Source organism: Streptomyces sp. YIM 121038, assembly GCF_006088715.1.
Lineage (GTDB): Bacteria > Actinomycetota > Actinomycetes > Streptomycetales > Streptomycetaceae > Streptomyces.
In genome coordinates this window covers 7,502,903-7,521,066 of the sequence record NZ_CP030771.1, presented here as the reverse complement: position 1 = coordinate 7,521,066, position 18,164 = coordinate 7,502,903, and the positions used below count along the sequence as shown (strand labels likewise).

The 18,164-nt window shown below is 73.4% G+C and carries 18 protein-coding genes; 9 read left to right on the top strand and 9 right to left on the bottom strand.

What is annotated here, in order from left to right; genetic code table 11:
* The first annotated feature begins 3 nt into the window (after nucleotides 1–3).
* From C9F11_RS32275 to pssA, 4 genes are all read left to right on the top strand, one after another.
* A complete protein-coding gene (locus tag C9F11_RS32275; protein ID WP_138962571.1) occupies nucleotides 4–516 on the top strand; it encodes a MaoC family dehydratase in 513 nt (170 codons plus the stop codon).
* A 2-nt stretch (nucleotides 517–518) separates the two neighbouring features.
* Entirely contained in the window at nucleotides 519–1,724 is a 1,206-nt protein-coding gene (locus tag C9F11_RS32270) for an acyl-CoA dehydrogenase family protein (protein ID WP_138962570.1), read from the top strand.
* 182 nt (nucleotides 1,725–1,906) lie between these two features.
* A complete protein-coding gene (locus C9F11_RS32265) occupies nucleotides 1,907–2,563 on the top strand; it encodes a phosphatidylserine decarboxylase (protein ID WP_138962569.1) in 657 nt (218 codons plus the stop codon).
* The gene (gene pssA, locus C9F11_RS32260; RefSeq protein ID WP_138962568.1) at nucleotides 2,550–3,413 is read left to right on the top strand and encodes a CDP-diacylglycerol--serine O-phosphatidyltransferase; all 864 of its coding nucleotides are present in this window, start codon (nucleotides 2,550–2,552) and stop codon (nucleotides 3,411–3,413) included. The genes C9F11_RS32265 and pssA overlap by 14 nt, the downstream gene beginning before the upstream one ends.
* 138 nt (nucleotides 3,414–3,551) lie before the next feature.
* Here pssA and C9F11_RS32255 read toward each other — a convergent pair whose 3' ends face one another.
* Nucleotides 3,552–4,673 (bottom strand): glycerate kinase, encoded by a 1,122-nt coding sequence (locus C9F11_RS32255; protein ID WP_249402251.1) that lies wholly within the window; start codon nucleotides 4,671–4,673, stop codon nucleotides 3,552–3,554.
* A 224-nt stretch (nucleotides 4,674–4,897) separates the two neighbouring features.
* Here C9F11_RS32255 and C9F11_RS32250 point away from each other — a divergent pair, with 224 nt between their 5' ends.
* The 4 genes from C9F11_RS32250 (at nucleotide 4,898) to C9F11_RS32235 (ending at nucleotide 8,172) form a co-directional block, all read left to right on the top strand.
* Nucleotides 4,898–6,616 (top strand): BCCT family transporter, encoded by a 1,719-nt coding sequence (locus C9F11_RS32250; RefSeq protein ID WP_138962566.1) that lies wholly within the window; start codon nucleotides 4,898–4,900, stop codon nucleotides 6,614–6,616.
* A gap of 65 nt (nucleotides 6,617–6,681) precedes the next feature.
* Nucleotides 6,682–7,176, top strand: a complete 495-nt coding sequence (locus tag C9F11_RS32245) for an NUDIX hydrolase (RefSeq protein WP_138962565.1) — start codon at nucleotides 6,682–6,684, stop codon at nucleotides 7,174–7,176.
* A 145-nt stretch (nucleotides 7,177–7,321) separates the two neighbouring features.
* Entirely contained in the window at nucleotides 7,322–7,855 is a 534-nt protein-coding gene (locus C9F11_RS32240; RefSeq protein ID WP_138962564.1) for a PaaI family thioesterase, read from the top strand.
* Nucleotides 7,852–8,172 carry a DUF4326 domain-containing protein gene (locus C9F11_RS32235; protein WP_138962563.1) on the top strand — a complete coding sequence of 107 codons (321 nt, stop codon included), beginning with the start codon at nucleotides 7,852–7,854 and terminating at the stop codon, nucleotides 8,170–8,172. Before C9F11_RS32240 ends, C9F11_RS32235 begins: the two co-directional genes overlap by 4 nt.
* A gap of 18 nt (nucleotides 8,173–8,190) precedes the next feature.
* Here C9F11_RS32235 and C9F11_RS32230 read toward each other — a convergent pair whose 3' ends face one another.
* From C9F11_RS32230 to C9F11_RS32205, 6 genes are all read right to left on the bottom strand, one after another.
* Nucleotides 8,191–8,676: a methylated-DNA--[protein]-cysteine S-methyltransferase gene (locus C9F11_RS32230; RefSeq protein WP_138962562.1), complete on the bottom strand. Its 486-nt coding sequence runs from the start codon at nucleotides 8,674–8,676 to the stop codon at nucleotides 8,191–8,193.
* Nucleotides 8,677–8,733: 57 nt separating this feature from the next.
* Nucleotides 8,734–10,233: an AlkA N-terminal domain-containing protein gene (locus C9F11_RS32225; RefSeq protein WP_138967250.1), complete on the bottom strand. Its 1,500-nt coding sequence runs from the start codon at nucleotides 10,231–10,233 to the stop codon at nucleotides 8,734–8,736.
* Between the two features lie 151 nt (nucleotides 10,234–10,384).
* Complete coding sequence (locus tag C9F11_RS32220; protein WP_138962561.1) at nucleotides 10,385–10,915, bottom strand: O-acetyl-ADP-ribose deacetylase; 531 nt, start codon at nucleotides 10,913–10,915, stop codon at nucleotides 10,385–10,387.
* The gene (locus tag C9F11_RS32215) at nucleotides 10,912–12,333 is read right to left on the bottom strand and encodes an NAD(P)/FAD-dependent oxidoreductase (protein ID WP_138962560.1); all 1,422 of its coding nucleotides are present in this window, start codon (nucleotides 12,331–12,333) and stop codon (nucleotides 10,912–10,914) included. The genes C9F11_RS32220 and C9F11_RS32215 overlap by 4 nt, the downstream gene beginning before the upstream one ends.
* Before the next feature lie 107 nt (nucleotides 12,334–12,440).
* Nucleotides 12,441–13,295, bottom strand: a complete 855-nt coding sequence (locus C9F11_RS32210; RefSeq protein WP_138962559.1) for an inositol monophosphatase family protein — start codon at nucleotides 13,293–13,295, stop codon at nucleotides 12,441–12,443.
* Between the two features lie 133 nt (nucleotides 13,296–13,428).
* A complete protein-coding gene (locus tag C9F11_RS32205) occupies nucleotides 13,429–15,252 on the bottom strand; it encodes a gamma-glutamyltransferase (protein ID WP_138962558.1) in 1,824 nt (607 codons plus the stop codon).
* Nucleotides 15,253–15,359: 107 nt separating this feature from the next.
* Here C9F11_RS32205 and C9F11_RS32200 point away from each other — a divergent pair, with 107 nt between their 5' ends.
* Nucleotides 15,360–16,424, top strand: a complete 1,065-nt coding sequence (locus C9F11_RS32200) for a lipoate--protein ligase family protein (protein WP_138962557.1) — start codon at nucleotides 15,360–15,362, stop codon at nucleotides 16,422–16,424.
* Here the strand turns inward: C9F11_RS32200 and C9F11_RS32195 are convergent.
* Together C9F11_RS32195 and C9F11_RS32190 are read right to left on the bottom strand one after the other, a co-directional pair.
* A complete protein-coding gene (locus tag C9F11_RS32195; RefSeq protein WP_138962556.1) occupies nucleotides 16,390–17,106 on the bottom strand; it encodes a DUF4232 domain-containing protein in 717 nt (238 codons plus the stop codon). The two genes, C9F11_RS32200 and C9F11_RS32195, sit on opposite strands and share 35 nt — an antisense overlap.
* A 52-nt stretch (nucleotides 17,107–17,158) precedes the next feature.
* The gene (locus tag C9F11_RS32190; RefSeq protein WP_138962555.1) at nucleotides 17,159–18,157 is read right to left on the bottom strand and encodes a TIGR03842 family LLM class F420-dependent oxidoreductase; all 999 of its coding nucleotides are present in this window, start codon (nucleotides 18,155–18,157) and stop codon (nucleotides 17,159–17,161) included.
* Between the last annotated feature and the right edge of the window lie 7 nt (nucleotides 18,158–18,164).

The window sequence follows — 18,164 nt, the reverse complement described above, 5'->3', positions numbered from 1 at the left end:
GACATGCAGTTCGGCCGTACCTACGAAGAGTTCGAAGTCGGCGCCGTCTACAAGCACTGGCCCGGCAAGACGGTCACCGAGTACGACGACCACCTGTTCTGTCTGCTCACCATGAACCACCACCCGCTGCACCTGGACAGCAACTACGCGGAGAGGACGACGGACTTCGGGAAGAACGTCGTCGTGGGCAACTACGTCTACTCGCTGCTGCTCGGCATGTCCGTGCCGGACGTGTCGGGCAAGGCGATCGCGAACCTGGAGGTCGAGTCGCTCAAGCACGTGGCGCCGACCTTCCACGGCGACACGATCTACGGCGAGACGACGGTCCTCGACAAGACGCCGTCGAAGTCGAAGTCGGACCGCGGCATCGTCCACGTGGAGACCAAGGGCTACAAGCAGGACGGCACCCTGGTGTGCGTGTTCCGCCGCAAGGTGATGGTGCCGACCGAGACGTACATCAAGGAGCGCGGCGGCGAGCAGCCCGGCCGCCCGGAGCCGAAGAGCCAGGAGAAGTAGCCATGTCCCGACTCGCCCAGACCGCGGGCCTCACGGATGTCCAGCGGGAAATCCTGTCCACCGTCCGTGACTTCGTCGACAAAGAGATCATCCCGGTCGCGACGGACCTCGAGCACCGCGACGAGTATCCGCAGCGGATCGTGGACGGGCTCAAGGAGTTGGGCCTGTTCGGCCTGATGATTCCCGAGGAGTACGGCGGCCTGGGCGAGTCGCTCCTGACGTACGCGCTGTGCGTGGAGGAGATAGCGCGCGGCTGGATGTCGGTGTCCGGCATCATCAACACCCACTTCATCGTGGCGTACATGCTCAAGCAGCACGGCACGCGGGAGCAGAAGGAGTACTTCCTGCCGCGGATGGCGCTCGGCGAGGTCCGCGGGGCGTTCTCCATGTCGGAGCCGGCGCTGGGCTCGGACGTGTCGGCGATCACGTCGAAGGCGGTCAAGGACGGCGACGAGTACGTCCTGAACGGTCAGAAGATGTGGTTGACGAACGGCGGTACGTCAACGCTCGTGGCCGTGCTCGTCAGAAGTGACGAAGGCCACCCCGAGGGCACGGCCCCGCACAAGTCGATGACGACCTTCCTGGTGGAGAAGGAGCCGGGGTTCGGTGAGGTGCGCCCCGGCCTGACCATCCCGGGCAAGATCGACAAGATGGGCTACAAAGGCGTCGATACCACCGAGCTGGTCATGGATGACCTGCGCATTCCAGCCAATCGCGTGCTCGGCGGGACCACCGGCCGGGGGTTTTACCAAATGATGGACGGCGTCGAGGTCGGCCGTGTGAATGTGGCGGCGCGTGGTTGCGGCGTCGCTCAGCGTGCCTTCGAACTCGGTGTCTCCTATGCCCAGCAACGGCACACTTTCGGCAAGCCGATCGCGCAGCACCAGGCAATTCAGTTCAAGCTCGCGGAGATGGCTACCAAGGTCGAGGCCGCCCATGCGATGATGGTAAACGCAGCACGCAAAAAGGACTCCGGGGAGCGAAACGACCTCGAAGCAGGGATGGCGAAGTACCTGGCGTCCGAATACTGCAAGGAAGTCGTGGAGGACGCGTTCCGGATCCACGGCGGTTACGGCTTCTCGAAGGAGTACGAGATCGAGCGCCTGTACCGAGAGGCGCCCATGCTGCTGATCGGTGAAGGAACCGCCGAGATCCAGAAAATGATCATTGGCCGACGACTCCTCGAAGAGTATCGACTTCAGGGCTGAATGCCCGGTTTGGGGCGGTTTCTTCGAGATCTAATCGAGAAGAAGATCACACCCAGTCAGCACGCGCGGGCGGCCGACTCGGCTTCCTGGCTTGCCCAGTTGTGGCTCGCAACCGATACGATCCCGGGAAAGCCGCCGTCCCCCCGTATGCAGTGCGGCATCATCCGCTACGAAGGTCATCCATGCCCCACAGCCAAACCTCTGCACCTCGCGACAGCCTGGCTGGTGTACGCCTCGCGCGCGGAGCATCGCCGTGGCTCCTGCCGACCGTCGCCACCGCGGCACTCAGCCTGGCCCGGTCCCGCCGGTCCAAGGGCGCCGCGGCCCTCGCCGTACCGACCACCGCACTCGCCGCGGGCATGCTGTGGTTCTTCCGCGACCCCGAGCGCGAGATCACCCAGGGCAGGGTGATCTCCCCGGCCGACGGCGTCGTGCAGAGCATCATGCCGTGGAAGGACGGGCGCACCCGCGTCGCGATCTTCATGAGCCCGCTCAACGTGCACGTCAACCGCGCGCCCCTGGCCGGCACGGTGACGTCCGTCGAGCACATCCCCGGCGGTTTCGTCCCGGCGTTCAACAAGGAGAGCGAGAACAACGAGCGCGTTGTCTGGCACTTCGACACCGAGCTCGGCGACATCGAGATGATCCAGATCGCGGGCGCGGTGGCCCGGCGCATCGTGCCGTACGTGCCGCAGGGCACGAAGGTGGAGCAGGGTGAGCGGATCGGGCTGATCCGCTTCGGCTCGCGCGTCGACATCTATCTGCCCGAGGGCGTCGAGGTGGATGTCGAGGTCGGTCAGAAGACCGTGGCTGGGGTGACTCGCATTGACCGTGACTGATCCAGAGGCGCAGACGGGCGGCTGGGTGCCCGAGGCCGTCGACGCGGTGGACGACGCCGACGAGGACATGCCGCTGTCGCTGCGCCTGTCAATAGCGGACACCCTCACGCTCGGCAACGCCACGTGCGGGTTCATGGCGGTCTACTTCACGACCACCGGCATCCTCATCCCGCACCTCACGGGCAGTGACGAGTCGGGCATGGCCCGGCACAGCGCGGCCACGGCCGTGATCCTGATGCTCTGCGCCGCGGTCTTCGACCTGTTCGACGGCCTCGTCGCGCGCAAGCTGCGGTCCTCGCCGATGGGCGCGGAGCTGGACAACCTCTCGGACCTGATCAGCTTCGGGCTCGCGCCCGCGTACTTCGTGCTCGTGTACGGGATGGTCGCCGACGACGCGCACCAGCGGGTCGCGGCGGTGGGCGCGATCGTGGTGCTCCTGGCGGTGGTGCTGCGGCTTGCGAGATTCTCGTGCGTGACGCTCCGTGACGGAGTGTTCCAGGGGATGCCCTCGCCCTTCGGGGCGCTGACGGTCGTCTCGATCGTGCTCCTGGAGCTGCCCTTCGTGGCCACGCTCCTGGCGATCATCGGTACGGCGTGGCTGATGGTCAGCCGCGTCGAGTACCCGAAGCCGCGCGGTCCCCTGGCGGTGGCCATGCTGGCGTGGATCGTCTCCGCGATGGGGCTGCTCGCGGCGTGGGCCTTCGACGCGCCGGGCGGGCAGCTGCTGCTGCAGACGGGCTGCGCGCTCCAGCTGGTGCTCGGGGCCGTGATCCCGCTCTTCGCCACGGCTCGCCGGGTGAACAACTTCCGGGACAACCGGCGTGAGGCGCGAGCGGCACAGCTGCCGTAGCCTCCCGCGACCGACCCGAGCCGGGTGGGCCTGAACCTCGTGGTTCGGGCCCATCCGGCTTTTTGCTGCCCGCGCGAACCCGTGCGGCCCGCGCGAGGCCGTGCGGCCCGCACGGGCCCGGCCGGGGCTCCGGGACGGTCAGCGCAGATAGTCCCGGGCGATGCCCTCCGCCAGGCGCTCCAGGAGCGGGCCCGCCTCGGCCACGCAACGGGCGACGTCCGGCTCGATGTCCGTCAGGGCGTACGCGCGGCGGATGCCCGCCGTGCCGAGGGAGGTCGGCGGCAGGGCCAGGCGCCCGCAGACGGCGATGACCTCGACCCCGGCCGCGCGGGCCGCGGCGGCGACCCCTGCGGGTGCCTTGCCGTGCAGGGTCTGCTCGTCCAGGGAGCCCTCACCGGTGATGACGAGCTGCGCCCCGGCCAGGGCGGGCGCGAAGCCCAGGACGTCCAGCATGACCTCGATGCCGGGCCGGAAGGACGCGCCGAGCCCGACGAGGGCGCCGAAGCCGATGCCGCCCGCGGCCCCCGCGCCGGGCGCCTCGGCGTGCTCCAGGGCGCGCGGCCCCGCGGAGCGGGCGAGCACCCGCGCGAAGTGCGCGAGCGCGGTGTCGAGCGCCGCCACGTCCTCGGGGGACGCCCCCTTCTGCGGGCCGTACACCGCGGGGGCACCCTTGGGGCCCGTCAGCGGATTGTCGACGTCGCTGGCGAGGACGATCTCGGTGTCCTTCAGGCGCGGGTCGAGCCCGGACAGATCGGCGCTCTCCAGGTCGCGCAGCGGCCCGCCGCCCGGGGCGACCGGCTGCCCGGCCGCGTCCAGGAACCGGCCGCCGAGCGCGGCCAGCATGCCCGCGCCGCCGTCCGTGGTGGCGCTGCCGCCGACCCCGAAGACGACGGTGCGCGCGCCCGCGTCCAGGGCGGCGCGGATCAGCTCGCCCGTGCCGTACGTCGACGCGGTGAGCGGCGCGAAGACGCCCTCGGGCAGGCGCTGCAGGCCCGACGCCTCGGCCATCTCCACGACCGCCGTGCCGTCACGCAGCGCGTACGCCGCCGTGACCCCCTCGCCGAGCGGCCCGGTGACCCGGGCCTCGCGGCGCTCGAACCCGGCCGCGACGGCCGCGTCGACCGTGCCGTCGCCGCCGTCCGCCACGGGAAGGGCGCGCACCGACAGGTCCGGCACGACGCGGCGCAGGCCCGCCGACACGCGCTGCGCGACCTCGACGGCCGTGAGCGACCCCTTGAACTTGTCCGCGGCGATCAGCACATGCCCGCGGCCGTGACCGCGCCCCGTCCCACGGCCCCCGTCGTGAGCTGTCGTCCCTGCGTCCGCCACCTTGCGTTCCCCTTGCTTCCGGCCTTGCTCGCGGCAAGGCAGTCGCGCCGCTGCGACCATAACCGCAGGAAGGGCCCCCTGCCCATGGTCAGCTGGGCGCAAGGACGGCGCGTCAGCCGAAAAAAGCGGAGCATACCGCTCCATAGTGGGGCGTCATGAGCACGGAAGTGATCGATCAGCCGCTCCCCGACGGAACCTCCGGCGGCCCGCCGGACCCGCCTTCCCCGCCCGGCTCCGCCCCCGACGGCTCCCCCGACTTCAGCGTCGTCGGCATCGGCGCCCTCGTCGTCCTCGGCGTCGTCGCCTGGGCGGCGATCGGCAAGACGTCCTTCGAGAACACGACCGGCTCCGCCCTCTCCTGGGTCCTGGACAACTTCGCCTGGCTCTTCGTGATCGCGGCCGATGTCTTCCTGGTCCTGTGCGTGCTGCTGGCGTTCGGCCGCTTCGGCCGGATCCGGCTGGGCGCCGACGACTCCGAGCCGGAGTTCACGAGCCTCGCCTGGATCGCGATGATGTTCAGCGCGGGCATGGGCATCGGCCTGATGTTCTACGGCGTCGGGGAGCCGCTCACGCACTACCTCGACCCGCCGCCCGCCTCCGGTGTCGAGGCGCGCACCGGGGGCGCCGCCCGGGTCGCGTTCGAGTACTCCTTCTTCCACTGGACCCTGACGCCGTGGGCGATCTACGGCATCGCCGGCCTCGCGCTCGCGTACGCGGGCTTCCGCAAGGGCCGCGGGAACCGGCTCAGTTCGGTCTTCGTGCCGCTGATCGGCGAGGCGCGGGCGGCGGGCTGGCCCGGCCGGATCATCGATCTGCTCGCCGTCTTCGCGACCGTCTTCGGCACCGCCACGAGCCTCGGCGTGGGCGCGCTCCAGGTCTCCACGGGGCTGCATCTGACCGCGGGCGCCGAGGACAGCACCACCCTCCAGCTGATCATCATCGCCTCGCTCGGCGCGGCCTTCGTGCTGTCCGCCTTCTCCGGGGTGCACCGCGGCGTGAAGTGGCTCAGCACGCTCAACCTCGGGCTCGCCGCCCTCCTGATGCTGTTCGTCTTCGTGCTCGGCCCGACGGTGTTCATCCTGGACGCGATCCCGGCGAGCGTCGGCGGCTTCCTGCACCAGCTCCTGCCGATGGCCACGCGCACCGGCGCCTTCACCGACAGCACCTGGCTCGGCGCGTGGACGATCTTCTACTGGGCGTGGTGGCTGTCCTGGGCGCCGTTCGTCGGCACGTTCATCGCGCGCATCTCCCGCGGCCGGACGATCCGGGAGTTCCTCATCGGCGTGCTGCTCGTGCCGAGCGGGGCGACCGTCGTGTGGTTCTGCGTGATGGGCGGCACCGGCATCCGGCTCGACACGACCGGGGCGGTGGACATGGCGGCCAAGGCCAAGGAGGGCGCCGAGGCGTCCCTGTTCGCCATGCTGGACGGTCTGCCGCTGACCACGGTCACCTCGTGGGTGGCGATGGTCCTCGTCATGACGTACTTCATCACCAGCGCCGACTCCGCCTCGCTCGTGATGGGCTCGCTCAGCAGCCGCGGCTCGCTGCACCCGCCCACCTGGCTCGTCGTCACCTGGGGGGCACTGATGTCGGCGGTGGCCGCCGTGCTGCTCGTCGCGGGCGGCCTCAAGTCCCTGCAGAGCGCGACCATCCTGGTGGCCCTGCCGTTCGTCGTCGTCATGCTGGCGCTGTGCTGGGCGCTCCTGAAGGAGCTCAGGGTGGACCCGGGGGCGGGGCCCGCACGGCACACCGCGCTGCACGGCCTGCGGGACGCGGTGCGGGCCATGGTCGGCGACGCCCTGACCTCACAGTCGGCCGACCGCCACCCCAGGCTCCGCCGGATCGCCAGGTCCCGGGGCAGATCGGACGAGTGAGACCGCGCCGGGAGCCGGGGGCAAGGCCCCTCGGGGCCCCGCCGCGCGGGGCTACCCTTCCCTCCGTGACGACTCTCGATTACGCCGCCTACATCGCGGGCCTGCCGCGCGTCCTCGCCGGAGCCGCCGCCGTCATCCGCGACCCGGCGGGCCGCGTGCTGCTCGTCGAGCCCAACTACCGCGAGAAGTGGGCACTTCCGGGCGGCGGGGTCGAGTCGGCCGACGGCGAGACGCCCCGGCAGGGCGCGCGCCGCGAGACCGCCGAGGAGGTCGGCCTGGACATCGAGCTCGGCGGCCTCCTCGTGGTCGACTGGGTGCCGGGCACGGACGAGCGACCGCCGCTGGTGGCGTTCCTGTACGACGGCGGGGTGCTCCCCGACGAGCGGTTCGCGGCCATCCGGATCCAGGAGGAGGAGCTGCTGTCCTGGCGCCTGGTGGCACCCGGGGACCTGGAGTCGTACCTCTCGGTGCCGCTCGCGCGCCGGTTGCGGGTCGCGCTGGACGTGCTGGCGGCGGGCGGCGGCGCGGTGGAGCTGGAGGGCGGGCGGCGGGTCGGCTGATTCGGGCGGGGTGGGCGCCGGCCCGGGCGGGTGGCCGTGCGGGCGCCGGCTCTCGGCGCGCGGCCGTCGGCGAAGCCAGGGAGAGTCGTAAGGGAAGCGGCGCGAGCCGAACGGCGCGCGCCGGGCCCAAGGACGGAGCACGCCGATGACAGCGCAGCCGGACCCGCGCGGGCCACGCGTCCGCACGCACACCTGGGAGCCGCCGGTGCCCTGGGCCGAGGCGGGGGACGTGAGCGGTCCTGAGCTGCTGCGGAGGATCCTCGCCGGGGAACTGCCGGAGCCGCCCCTGGGCTCGACCCTCGACTACCACCTGGTCGGCTACGGCGAGGGCACGGCGGTGTTCGAGATCGACCCGGGCGAGCACCTCCTGAACCCCATGGGGACGGTGCACGGGGGTGTCCTGGCCACGCTGCTCGACTCCGCCCTGGGCTGCGCCGTCGCGACCCTGCTGCCGCCGGGCCGGGCCTACACCACGACCCAGCTCAGCGTGAACTTCGTCCGCCCCGTGTTCGCGGACTCGCCGCGCCTGCGCTGCGACGCGAGGGCCCTGCACGTCGGCAGGACCACGGCCACGGCCGAGGCCCGCGTCGTCAGCTCCGCCGACGGCAAGCTGCACGCCCACGCCACGACGACCTGCGCGGTCTTCGCGGCACCGCGCCCGGAGGGAGCCCCGTCGTGAGCCGTACGACCGTCGTCAACCTCAAGGGGCACCGGGAGGACCCGGACTACGCCGACGTGGTCTACGTGGGCCGGGCCATGCACCGGGGCGGCTGGCACCTGAAGGGCTCTCCCCTGGCCAGCCCCTTCCGGCCCGGTAAGGACGGGACGCGGGAGGAGGTCGTGGCCATGTACCGCGACCATCTCCTCAGCCGCCCCGACCTGCTCGCGCTGCTGCCCGAGCTGCGGGGGCACCGCCTTGGGTGCTGGTGCGTGCCGGAGCCCTGCCACGCCGAGGTGATCGCGGAGCTCGCCGACTCGGGGGCCGGTGCGGACTGAGGCACCGGAGGCCACGGCTCAGAACAGGGCGGTCCCGCTCTCCAGCTCCAGGAGCCGCCGCTTGCGGTCGAGGCCGCCGCCGTAGCCGGTCAGGCCGCCGCCCGCGCCGATGACGCGGTGGCACGGCACGATGACGCCGATGGGGTTCTTGCCGTTGGCCAGGCCGACGGCGCGGGACGCGGCGGGCTTGCCCAGGGCTTCGGCGAGCTCCCCGTACGTACGGGTCCGCCCGTACGGGATCTTCAGGAGCTGCTGCCAGACGGACTGCTGGAACGGCGTGCCGTCCAGGCGCAGCGGCAGGTCGAAGCGGGTCAGCTCGCCCGCGAAGTAGGCCGTCAGCTGCTCGGTCGCCGCGTCGAAGCCGTCGGGGTCGCGGTCGCCGAAGGTCTCCTCGGCAGGGCGGTGGCGCTGCTCGGTCATGTACAGGCCGCTGAGGGTGCCGTCGGTGGCGACGAGGGTGAGCGGCCCGTAGGGGCTGTCGATGACGGTGTGCGTACGGTGCATGGCGGTCAATCCCAGGTCTCAGGGGTCTCGGGGGTCTCAGGGGTTCGCGTAGGGGCTTCAGCGCCCGGGGTGCGCGGGGATGTGGTTGATGGCGTGGTCGTCCGTCGCCCACAGGTACTGGACGGCGTACGCCCGCCAGGGGCGCCAGGCCGCCGCGCGGGCGGTGAGCGCGGCGGGCGTGTGCGGCAGCCCGAGGCCCTGGGCGGCGCGGCGGACTCCGAGGTCGGACGGCAGGAAGGCGTCGGGGTCGCCGAGCGCCCGCATCGCGATGACCTCGGTGGTCCAGGGGCCGAAGCCCGGCAGCGCGGTGAGCTGGGCGCGGGCCCGCTCCCAGTCGTTCTCCACGCCGAGCCGGAGCGTGCCGTCGGCGAGATGGCGTACGAGGGTCATGAGGGTGGCGCGGCGGCTGCGGGGCAGCGCGAGGGAGTCGGGGTCGAGCGCGGCGAGCGCGGCAGGGGCCGGGAACAGATGGGTGAGGCCGCCCTCGGGGTCGTCGACCGGCTCGCCGTGCGCGGTGACCAGGCGCGCGGCGTGGGTGCGGGCCGCGGCCGTGGACACCTGCTGGCCGAGCACCGCGCGGACCGCGAACTCGGCCTCGTCCACGGTGCGCGGCACGCGCCGCCCCGGCGCCTTGTCGACGAGGGGCGCGAGCAGCGGGTCGGCGCGCAGCTGGTCGTCCACGGCGACGGGGTCGGCGTCCAGGTCGAGGAGCCTGCGGCAGCGGCTGATGGCGAGGGTCAGGTCGCGCGGGTCGGTGAGGGTGAGGCGGCAGCCGATGTGGTCGGGGTGCGGGGTGAGCGCGACGACGCCGTGCCCGTACGGCAGGCGCAGGGTGCGGCGGTACGCGCCCTCGTGCCACTCCTCGACGCCGGGTACGGCGGTCGCGATGAGGTGGCCGAAGAGGTTGTCGGGGTGGAGCGGGGCCCGGAACGGCAGCCGCAGCGAGAGCGTGCCGTGGGCGGCGGGCGGCGGTCCGCCGGGGCCGCGGCCGCGGCGGGCGGCGCGGGTGCGCAGCTCGCCCGGGGCGTGCGCGAAGACCTCGCGGACGGTGTCGTTGAACGTGCGGATGGAGGCGAAGCCCGCGGCGAAGGCGATCTGCGCCATGGGCAGCGTGGTCGTCTCGATGAGCAGCCGCGCGGTCTGGGCGCGCTGGGCGCGGGCGAGCGCGAGGGGCCCGGCGCCGAGCTCGGCGAGGAGCTGGCGCTCGACCTGGCGGGTGCTGTAGCCGAGGCGTGCGGCGAGTCCTGGCACGCCGTCGCGGTCGACCACGCCGTCGCCGATGAGGCGCATGGCGCGGGCGACGAGGTCGGCGCGCTGGTTCCACTCGGGTGAGCCGGGGCTGCTGTCGGGGCGGCACCGCTTGCAGGCGCGGAACCCGGCCTGCTGGCAGGCGGCGGCGCTCGGGTAGAACGTCATGTTCTCGGGCTTGGGCGGTACGACGGGGCAGCTGGGGCGGCAGTAGATCCGGGTGGTCAGGACGGCGGTGAAGAACCATCCGTCGAACCGGTCGTCCTTGGACTGCACGGCCCGCACGCAGCGGTCGAAGTCCCCGTGCATCCCGGTGGGCGCGGCGGTCGCCGGGGTGTCCCGCGCCTGCGGTGCCGGGTGCGGCTCGGCGGGCGTACGCGGCTCGGATGCGCTGGGCGTCACGGTGGGCATGGCTCAAGGATCGGCGATCGCCGCCCCTGGGGCTGGCGGGAATCCGACATCAGCCTTCGGCGGCCAGCGCTTCCTCGAAGGCCCGGTACGCCGCTGCGTCGAAGAGGACGAACCGCACCTCGCTCACCTCCGGGTGCGCCGCCAGGGCCTCGCGTACCGCGTGGACGGCGATGCGGGCGGCGTCCGCCATCGGCCAGCGGTACACGCCCGTCGAGATCGCCGGGAAGGCGACCGTGCGGGCGCCGAGTCCGGCGGCGGCCCGCAGGGACGCGCGGTAGCAGGAGGCGAGCAGCGCGGAGCGGTCCTCGGTCGCCGACCAGACGGGGCCGACGGTGTGGATGACGTGCGCGGCGGCCAGCTTCCCCGCCGTCGTGGCGACCGCCTCGCCGGTCGCGAGGCCCTTGCCGTAGTGGCCGGCGCGCAGGCGGCGGCAGGCGGCGAGGATCTCGGGGCCGCCCCGGCGGTGGATGGCGCCGTCGACGCCGCCTCCGCCGAGGAGCGAGGAGTTCGCCGCGTTCACGACGGCGTCGGCGTGCTGCTCGGTGATGTCGCCCTGGACGAGCGTGACGCGGGCGGTCATGAGGTCGCGTCCTGGTGCCGGAGCCGCTTCCAGACGGCCTTCGCGGCGTTGTGCCCGGACATGCCGTGCACGCCGGGTCCCGGGGGTGTCGCGGACGAGCAGAGGAACACGGCCGGGTGCCGGGTGCGGTAGGGGAACGCGGTGAGCCGGGGCCGGAGCAGGAGTTGCAGCCCGCTGGCGGCGCCGCAGGCGATGTCGCCGCCCACGTAGTTGGCGTTGCGCGTGGCGAGTTGGGGCGGGCCCGCGGTGGCGCGGGCCAGGACGCGGTCGCGGAAGCCGGGCGCGAAGCGCTCCAGCTGCCGCTCGACGGCGTCGGTGAGATCGCCTTGCCAGCCGTTGGGCACGTGGCCGTACGCCCAGAAGACCTCCTTGCCCGCGGGGGCGCGGGTGGGGTCGGCGACGCCGGGCTGGACGGTGATGAGGAACGGCGTGTCCGGGGCCCGGCCCTCGCGCGAGGCGGCCCGCAGCGCGGTGCCGATCTCCTGGCTCGTGGCCCCGATCTGCACGGTGCCCGCCCGGCGCGGCGCTTCGGCGGTCCAGGGCACGGGGCCGTCGAGGGCGTAGTCGACCTTGAAGACACCGGCGCCGTACCGGTACGCGTCGTAGTAGCGGCCGAGTCCGGCGATGCGGGCGAGCGCGGTGGGTGAGGTGTCGAAGACGTAGGCGCGCGCGGGCGGCAGGTCGTCGAGGCGCTTGACCTCGTAGTCGGTGTGGACGCCGCCGCCGAGGTCCTTGAGGTACGCGGCGAGCGCGTCGGAGATGGCCTGGGAGCCGCCGCGGGCGACGGGCCAGCCGCGCGCGTGGGCGGCGAGGGCGAAGACCATGCCGACGGCGGTCGTCGCGAAGCCGTTGAGGGGCGCGATGACGTGGGCGACGAGCCCGGCGAACAGCGCGCGCGCCCGGTCGTCCCGGAACCGCCGGAGCAGCCACGTCGACGGCGGGAGCCCCTGGAGCCCGAACCGGGCGAGCAGCACGGGGTCGCGCGGCAGGGCGGTCAGGGGCAGGGACATGAAGTCCCGCGCCAGGGTGTCCCAGTGCGGCAGGAAGGGCTCGACCAGGCGCCGGTAGGTGCCCGCGTCGCGGGGGCCGAAGGAGGCCGCCGTCTCGGCGACGGAGCGCGCGAGCACGGCGGCGCTGCCGTCGGGGAACGGGTGGGCCATGGGCAGCGGGGCGTGCAGCCACCGCAGGCCGTACCGCTCCAGGGGCAGGGCGCGGAACGCCGGGGAGTTGATGCCCAGGGGGTGCGCGGCCGAGCAGGGGTCGTGCCGGAAGCCCGGCAGCGTGAGCTCCTCGGTGCGGGCGCCGCCGCCGACGGTGCTCCTGGCCTCGAAGACGGCCACCGAGAGGCCTCGGCGGGCCAGCTCAACGGCGGCGGTCAGACCGTTCGGACCCGCTCCCACGACGACGGCATCGAGCATCGACGGCACCTTCGGACTCCTTCGTCAGCCGGTGGCCAGTGCCGCACAGGATATGCCGCAGGACCGGCGGGACCCCGGCCGCGGGCCCCGGCGGCAGGGCGCGGCGGTCAGGCCCCGGCCACCAGCGCGTCCGCGACCCGGCGGGCCGTGGCCGCGTCCCGGGCGGCCGTGAACGGCAGCGCGTTGCCCCCGGTGATGGCGAAGGGCACGCCCTCGCGGGTGAGGTGGGCGCCGCCCGCCTCCTCGACCAGGAGCAGGCCCGCCGCGTGGTCCCAGGCCAGCTCCCAGGTGAACGCGACGGCGTCGAGCTCGCCGCGCGCCACCGCCAGGTACTCCAGGCCCGCGGAGCCGCACGGGCGGGCCGCGAAGCCGTCGGTGAACACGCCGAGCAGGGCGTGCTTCTGGTCGTCCGTCGTGAAGTCCGGGTGGGAGGTGGCGACGGTGAGGGGGCGGCCGGGCTCGGGGGTCCCGGCGCGCAGCGGCGTGCCGTTCAGCGTCGCGCCCCTGCCGCGGACGGCCACCGCGCACTGGTCGAGCGCCGGGGCGTACGTCCAGGAGGCCAGGACCACGCCGTCCAGGGCGAGGGCGACCAGGGTGCAGAAGCCGGCGTCGCCGCGGACGAACTGGCGTGTCCCGTCGACGGGATCGACGATCCACACCGGGGCGCCCTCGGCTATCGCCTCGTACGTCGACGGGTCGGCGTGCACCGCCTCCTCGCCGACGACGACCGAGCCGGGCAGGAGCGCCGTGAGCTCGCGGGTGAGGAACTCCTCCGCCAGGCGGTCGGCGACGGTCACCAGGTCGTGCGGGCCGCTCTTCTGGACCACCTCGTCCTCGGCGAGCTGCCGGAACCGCGGAGTGATCTCCGCGGCGGCGGCGGCGCGGATCACGCGCTCCACGTCGGCGGCCTGACGTGCGAGAAAGTCGTCGATGCTTTCCTTGATTTCCTGCGTTTCGATCATGCCTCCATGAGAGCACGCGCCACTGACATCCCGTGCGGAGGGGGTGAACAAAGGGTGGAATCAGGATGAAATCGCCCGGCGCCGGGCCACCGCCCGGCCGTCGGCGGACCGGCGGCGGCCCCGGGGTCCGGCCTCACCGCCCCACGGCGTACCCCTGCATCCCCCGGGGATTCGCGGCCGCCGAGAGCACCCCGGTGCGCGGGTCCCGCGCCACCGCGCACAGCCGCCCCTCCGACCACGGCTCCCCCACGGTCACGTCGTGCCCCCGAAGGCGCAGCTCCTCGACGACGGCCGGGTCCGTGCGGGACTCGACGGTGACGCTGCCGGGGCGCATCCCGCGCGGGTAGAAGGAGCCGGGGAAAGAGTCGTTGTGCCAGTTCGGGGCGTCGATGGCGCCCTGGAGGTCGAGGCCGCCGCGCACGGTCGCGCGCAGGGCGACGGCCAGGAAGAAGTGCAGCTGCCACTGGTCCTGCTGGTCGCCGCCGGGCGTGCCGAAGGCCAGGGCCGGTACGCCGTCCCTGAGCGCGAGGGAGGGTGTCAGGGTGGTGCGGGGGCGGCGGCCCGGGGTGAGCGAGTTGGGCAGACCCTCCTCCAGCCAGACCATCTGGAGCCGGGTGCCGAGCGGGAAGCCGAGTTCGGGCACGACGGGGTTGGCCTGGAGCCAGCCGCCGGACGGCGTGGCCGCGACCATGTTGCCCCAGCGGTCGACGACGTCCAGGTGGCAGGTGTCGCCCCGCGTCGCGCCGTCTTGGGCGACGGTGGGCTCCCCGGCGCCCGCGGCGGCGCCGGTGCCCGCCAGGATGCCCTGCGGGTCGTACGGGGACGCGCCGGAGGCGGCCGCCCGCGCGCGGGAGGCCAGTTTCGCCTCCCGTCCGCCCGGCGTCCCGGGCCGCAGCTCGTGGGAGGCCTCGGCCCCGATCAGGGCCCGGCGCTCGGCGTTGTAGGCGGCGGAGAGCAGCGCGTCCAGGGGGACGTCGGCGGCGTCGCCGTACCAGGCCTCGCGGTCCGCCATGGCGAGCTTGCAGCCCTCGACGAGCAGGTGCACGTAGTCGGCGGAGCCGTACGCGGGCAGTTCGTCGGGCAGCAGGGCGAGCTGCTGGAGGAAGGCCGGGCCCTGGCTCCACGGGCCGGCCTTGCACAGCGTCCAGCCCCGCCAGTCGTACGTCACGGGCTCCTCGTACGTCGCCGACCACCCGGCCAGGTCGGCGGCCGTGAGGGTGCCCGTGTGCCGCGCGCCGCTGGTGTCCAGGGTGGGGCGCGCGGCCTGGCGCACCAGGGCCTCGGCGACGAAGCCGGAGCGCCACACCTCGCGGGCGGCCTCGATCTGCGCGACGCGGTCGGTGCCGCCCGCCGCCTCGGCCTCGGCGACCAGGCGCCGCCAGGTGACGGCGAGGCGGGGGTTGCGGAACAGCTCGCCCGGGGTGGGCGCGGTGCCGCCCGGCAGGTACACCTCCGCCGAGGAGGGCCACTCCGTCTCGAACAGCCGCCGCACCGCCTCGACGGTCCGGCCGACGCCCTCCACGGGCGGGTGCCCGTCCTCCGCGTACCCGATGGCGTACGCCAGGACCTCTCCGAGGCGCTTCGTGCCGTGGTCGCGCAGGAGCAGCATCCACGCGTCGAACGCACCGGGTACGGCCGCGGCCAGCGGCCCGGTGCCGGGCACCAGGTCCAGGCCCAGCTCGTCCCGGTAGTGCGCGACGGTCGCCCCCGCGGGCGCGACGCCCTGCCCGCACAGCACCCGCACGGGCCCGCCCGCGGGCGCCAGGATGATCGGCACCTCCCCCGCCGGCCCGTTCAGATGCGGCTCGACGACATGCAGCACGAACCCCGCGGCGACAGCCGCGTCATACGCGTTCCCCCCGTCCTCGAGAACAGCCATCGCGGACTGCGAGGCGAGCCAGTGCGTGGAGGACACCATGCCGAAAGTGCCCTGAAGAGTAGGCCGCGACGTAAACATGCCCGGCAGGCTAACGCCGCCCCGCCTCTCGCCACAGGGGTGCTGAGTTAGCGTAGGGGGACTTTCCGGGCGGGGCCCGGAAGGCAGCGGACAACAGGAGGATCGCGGTGCACGGCGAGTACAAGGTCCCTGGCGGCAAGCTCGTCGTGGTGGACCTGGACGTCGAGGACGGCCGGCTGCGGAACGTGCGTGTGGCCGGGGACTTCTTTCTTGAGCCCGATGAGGCGATCCTCGCCATCGACGCCGCGTTGGAGGGGGCTCCCGCCGATACGGACGCCGTCGGGCTCGCCGCGCGGGTGGAGGCGGCGTTGCCCGCGGGGACCGTCATGTACGGGCTGACGGCGGAGGGCGTGGCGATCGCCGTGCGGCGGGCGCTCGCGCATGCCACGGACTGGACGGACTACGACTGGCAGCTCGTCCACGAGGGGCCGCAGCAGCCCGCGCTGCACATGGCGCTCGACCAGGTCATCACGGAGGAGGTCGCCGCCGGGCGCCGGCCGCCGACGCTGCGGGTGTGGGAGTGGGGCGCGCCCTCGGTGATCATCGGCAGCTTCCAGTCGCTGCGCAACGAGGTGGACCCCGAGGGCGCGGCCCGGCACGGCATCGACGTGGTGCGGCGGATCTCCGGCGGCGGCGCGATGTTCGTGGAGCCGGGCAACACCATCACCTACTCGCTGTCCGTTCCCGACGCCCTCGTGCAGGGCCTGTCGTTCCAGGACAGCTACGCCTACCTCGACGACTGGGTGCTCGGCGCGCTCGGCGACATGGGCGTCAAGGCCTGGTACCAGCCGCTGAACGACATCGCCACGGACGCCGGGAAGATCGCGGGCGCCGCGCAGAAGCGGATGGTCGGCCCCGAGGGCGGCCCGGGCGCGGTCCTTCACCACGTGACCATGGCCTACGACATCGACGCCGACAAGATGCTCGACGTCCTGCGCATCGGCCGCGAGAAGCTCTCCGACAAGGGCACGAAGAGCGCCAAGAAGCGCGTGGACCCGCTGCGTCGCCAGACCGGCCTGCCCCGCGAGGCCGTCATCGAGCGGATGGTCGACTCCTTCCGCGGGCGGTACGGCCTGACGGCGGGCAAGGTCACCGGGGGCGAGCTGGCCCGCGCGCAGGAGCTCGCGCGGACGAAGTTCAGCTCGCCGGAGTGGACGGCGCGGGTCCCGTAGGCCGCCCCGCGCCGGACTCGGCCGCCGCCTTCCGCCAGGCCGTGGTGCCGATGCGGCCCGTGCTGCCGAGGTCGATCCCGCCGTCCGGGGCGATGGTCCGCGCGGGCCTTCCGGGGGCCGGCAGCACCTGGAGGCGGGCTCCCTCGACAGGGGCCTTGGTGGTGTTGGCGTAGGTGTTGCGCCACACCACCCCCGCGGTCGCCGACTCGCCGTGCCGCAGCGTCACGGGGTGCGGCCCGGGGTCCTCCACGCCGGTGGTGACGGCCTGCGCGCCCCGCAGGCTGTGGACGTCGAAGGCGGTGCCGTCCTCGGCGAGGACCTGGAGCGTCGGGTAGCCGTCGAGGCGGTAGGTGCCGGTGCCGCAGTGGGTGAGCCACACCGTCATGGCCCGCAGGCCCATCGCGCTGTCGACGGGGCCCGGTTCGAGCAGGGTGCCGGTCCTGCCGGTGCAGTCGCGCGAGGGCTGCGCGGGCCGCTCCGCCGGTTCCGCCCCGTAGCGCGGGGCATCGGGGTCGAGCGAGTCGGCGGTAACCGGTTGCGAGGGCACGCCTGCCCCGGGGCCACCGCCCCGCCCGTGCCCGCCGCTCCCGCCGCTCCCGTCCTGGCGGCCGCAGCCGGAGACGAGCAGGGCGACGGCGACGGCACCGAGCGCGGCGGCGCGCCCCGGGGATATGCGGCTCATGCCGGGGATGATGCCACGCCCGGCGCCGCGCCCACGGCGGCTCGTGGCGGGATCAGTTCAGGGCCGGGATGACCTCGGCGCCGTAGGCGTCGATGACCTCCTCGCGGGCGTCGTGCATGGCGTACAGGGCGAACTGGTCGACGCCGAGGTCCTTGAGGGCGCGCAGCTTCTCGATGTGCGCGGCGGCGGGCCCGATCAGACAGAAGCGGTCGACGATCTCGTCGGGCACGAAAGTGGTGTCGGGGTTCCCGGCCCGCCCGTGGTGGCTGTAGTCGTAGCCCTCGCGCTCCTTGATGTACGCGGTGAGGGCCTCGGGGACCTTCGCGGAGTGCTCGCCGTACTTGGCGACGAGGTCGGCGACGTGGTTGCCGACCATGCCGCCGAACCAGCGGCACTGCTCGCGCGCGTGCGCCACGTCGGCGCTGACGTACGCGGGCGCGGCCACGCAGATCTTGACGGCCGAGGGGTCGCGTCCGGCGGCCGCGGCCGCGTCCCGTACGGCCTTGACCATCCACTCCGTCAGATAGGGGTCGGCGAGCTGGAGGATGAACCCGTCGGCCTTCTCGCCGGTGAGCGCGAGCGCCTTCGGGCCGTACGCGGCCATCCACACGGGAAGCCTGCCGTTCTTGATCCACGGGATGCGCAGGGCCTGCCCGCCGACGTCGGCCTCGCGGCCCTCGGCGAGGTCGCGGATCACCTCGATCGCCTCGCCGAGCCGGGCGAGCGTGTGGGGCCTGCGGCCCGCGACGCGCATCGCGGAGTCACCGCGGCCGATGCCGCACACGGTGCGGTTGCCGAACATGTCGTTGAGCGTCGCGAAGGTGGAGGCGGTGACCTCAGGGGTGCGGGTGCCCGGGTTGGTGACCATGGGGCCGACGATCAGCTCCTGGGTGTGCTCCAGGATCTGGCTGTAGATCACGAAGGGTTCCTGCCACAGGACGGCCGAGTCGAAGGTCCAGCCGTAGCCGAAGCCGTTCTGTTCGGCACGCCGCATCAGGCCGACGACCTCGGACGCGGGCGGGTCGGTCTGCAGGACGAGTCCGAAATCCACGGGTGCC

Bases quoted from the DNA above. Each gene is read 5' to 3' on its own strand.
- C9F11_RS32195 (WP_138962556.1), bottom strand. From the start codon at position 17,106: ATGAGCCGCATATCCCCGGGGCGCGCCGCCGCGCTCGGTGCCGTCGCC.
- C9F11_RS32270 (WP_138962570.1), top strand. From the start codon at position 519: ATGTCCCGACTCGCCCAGACCGCGGGCCTCACGGATGTCCAGCGGGAA.
- C9F11_RS32205 (WP_138962558.1), bottom strand. From the start codon at position 15,252: ATGTTTACGTCGCGGCCTACTCTTCAGGGCACTTTCGGCATGGTGTCC.
- C9F11_RS32230 (WP_138962562.1), bottom strand. From the start codon at position 8,676: ATGCACCGTACGCACACCGTCATCGACAGCCCCTACGGGCCGCTCACC.
- C9F11_RS32265 (WP_138962569.1), top strand. From the start codon at position 1,907: ATGCCCCACAGCCAAACCTCTGCACCTCGCGACAGCCTGGCTGGTGTA.
- C9F11_RS32225 (WP_138967250.1), bottom strand. From the start codon at position 10,233: ATGCACGGGGACTTCGACCGCTGCGTGCGGGCCGTGCAGTCCAAGGAC.
- C9F11_RS32240 (WP_138962564.1), top strand. From the start codon at position 7,322: ATGACAGCGCAGCCGGACCCGCGCGGGCCACGCGTCCGCACGCACACC.
- C9F11_RS32215 (WP_138962560.1), bottom strand. From the start codon at position 12,333: ATGCTCGATGCCGTCGTCGTGGGAGCGGGTCCGAACGGTCTGACCGCC.
- C9F11_RS32250 (WP_138962566.1), top strand. From the start codon at position 4,898: ATGAGCACGGAAGTGATCGATCAGCCGCTCCCCGACGGAACCTCCGGC.
- C9F11_RS32275 (WP_138962571.1), top strand. From the start codon at position 4: ATGCAGTTCGGCCGTACCTACGAAGAGTTCGAAGTCGGCGCCGTCTAC.
- C9F11_RS32210 (WP_138962559.1), bottom strand. From the start codon at position 13,295: ATGATCGAAACGCAGGAAATCAAGGAAAGCATCGACGACTTTCTCGCA.
- C9F11_RS32220 (WP_138962561.1), bottom strand. From the start codon at position 10,915: ATGACCGCCCGCGTCACGCTCGTCCAGGGCGACATCACCGAGCAGCAC.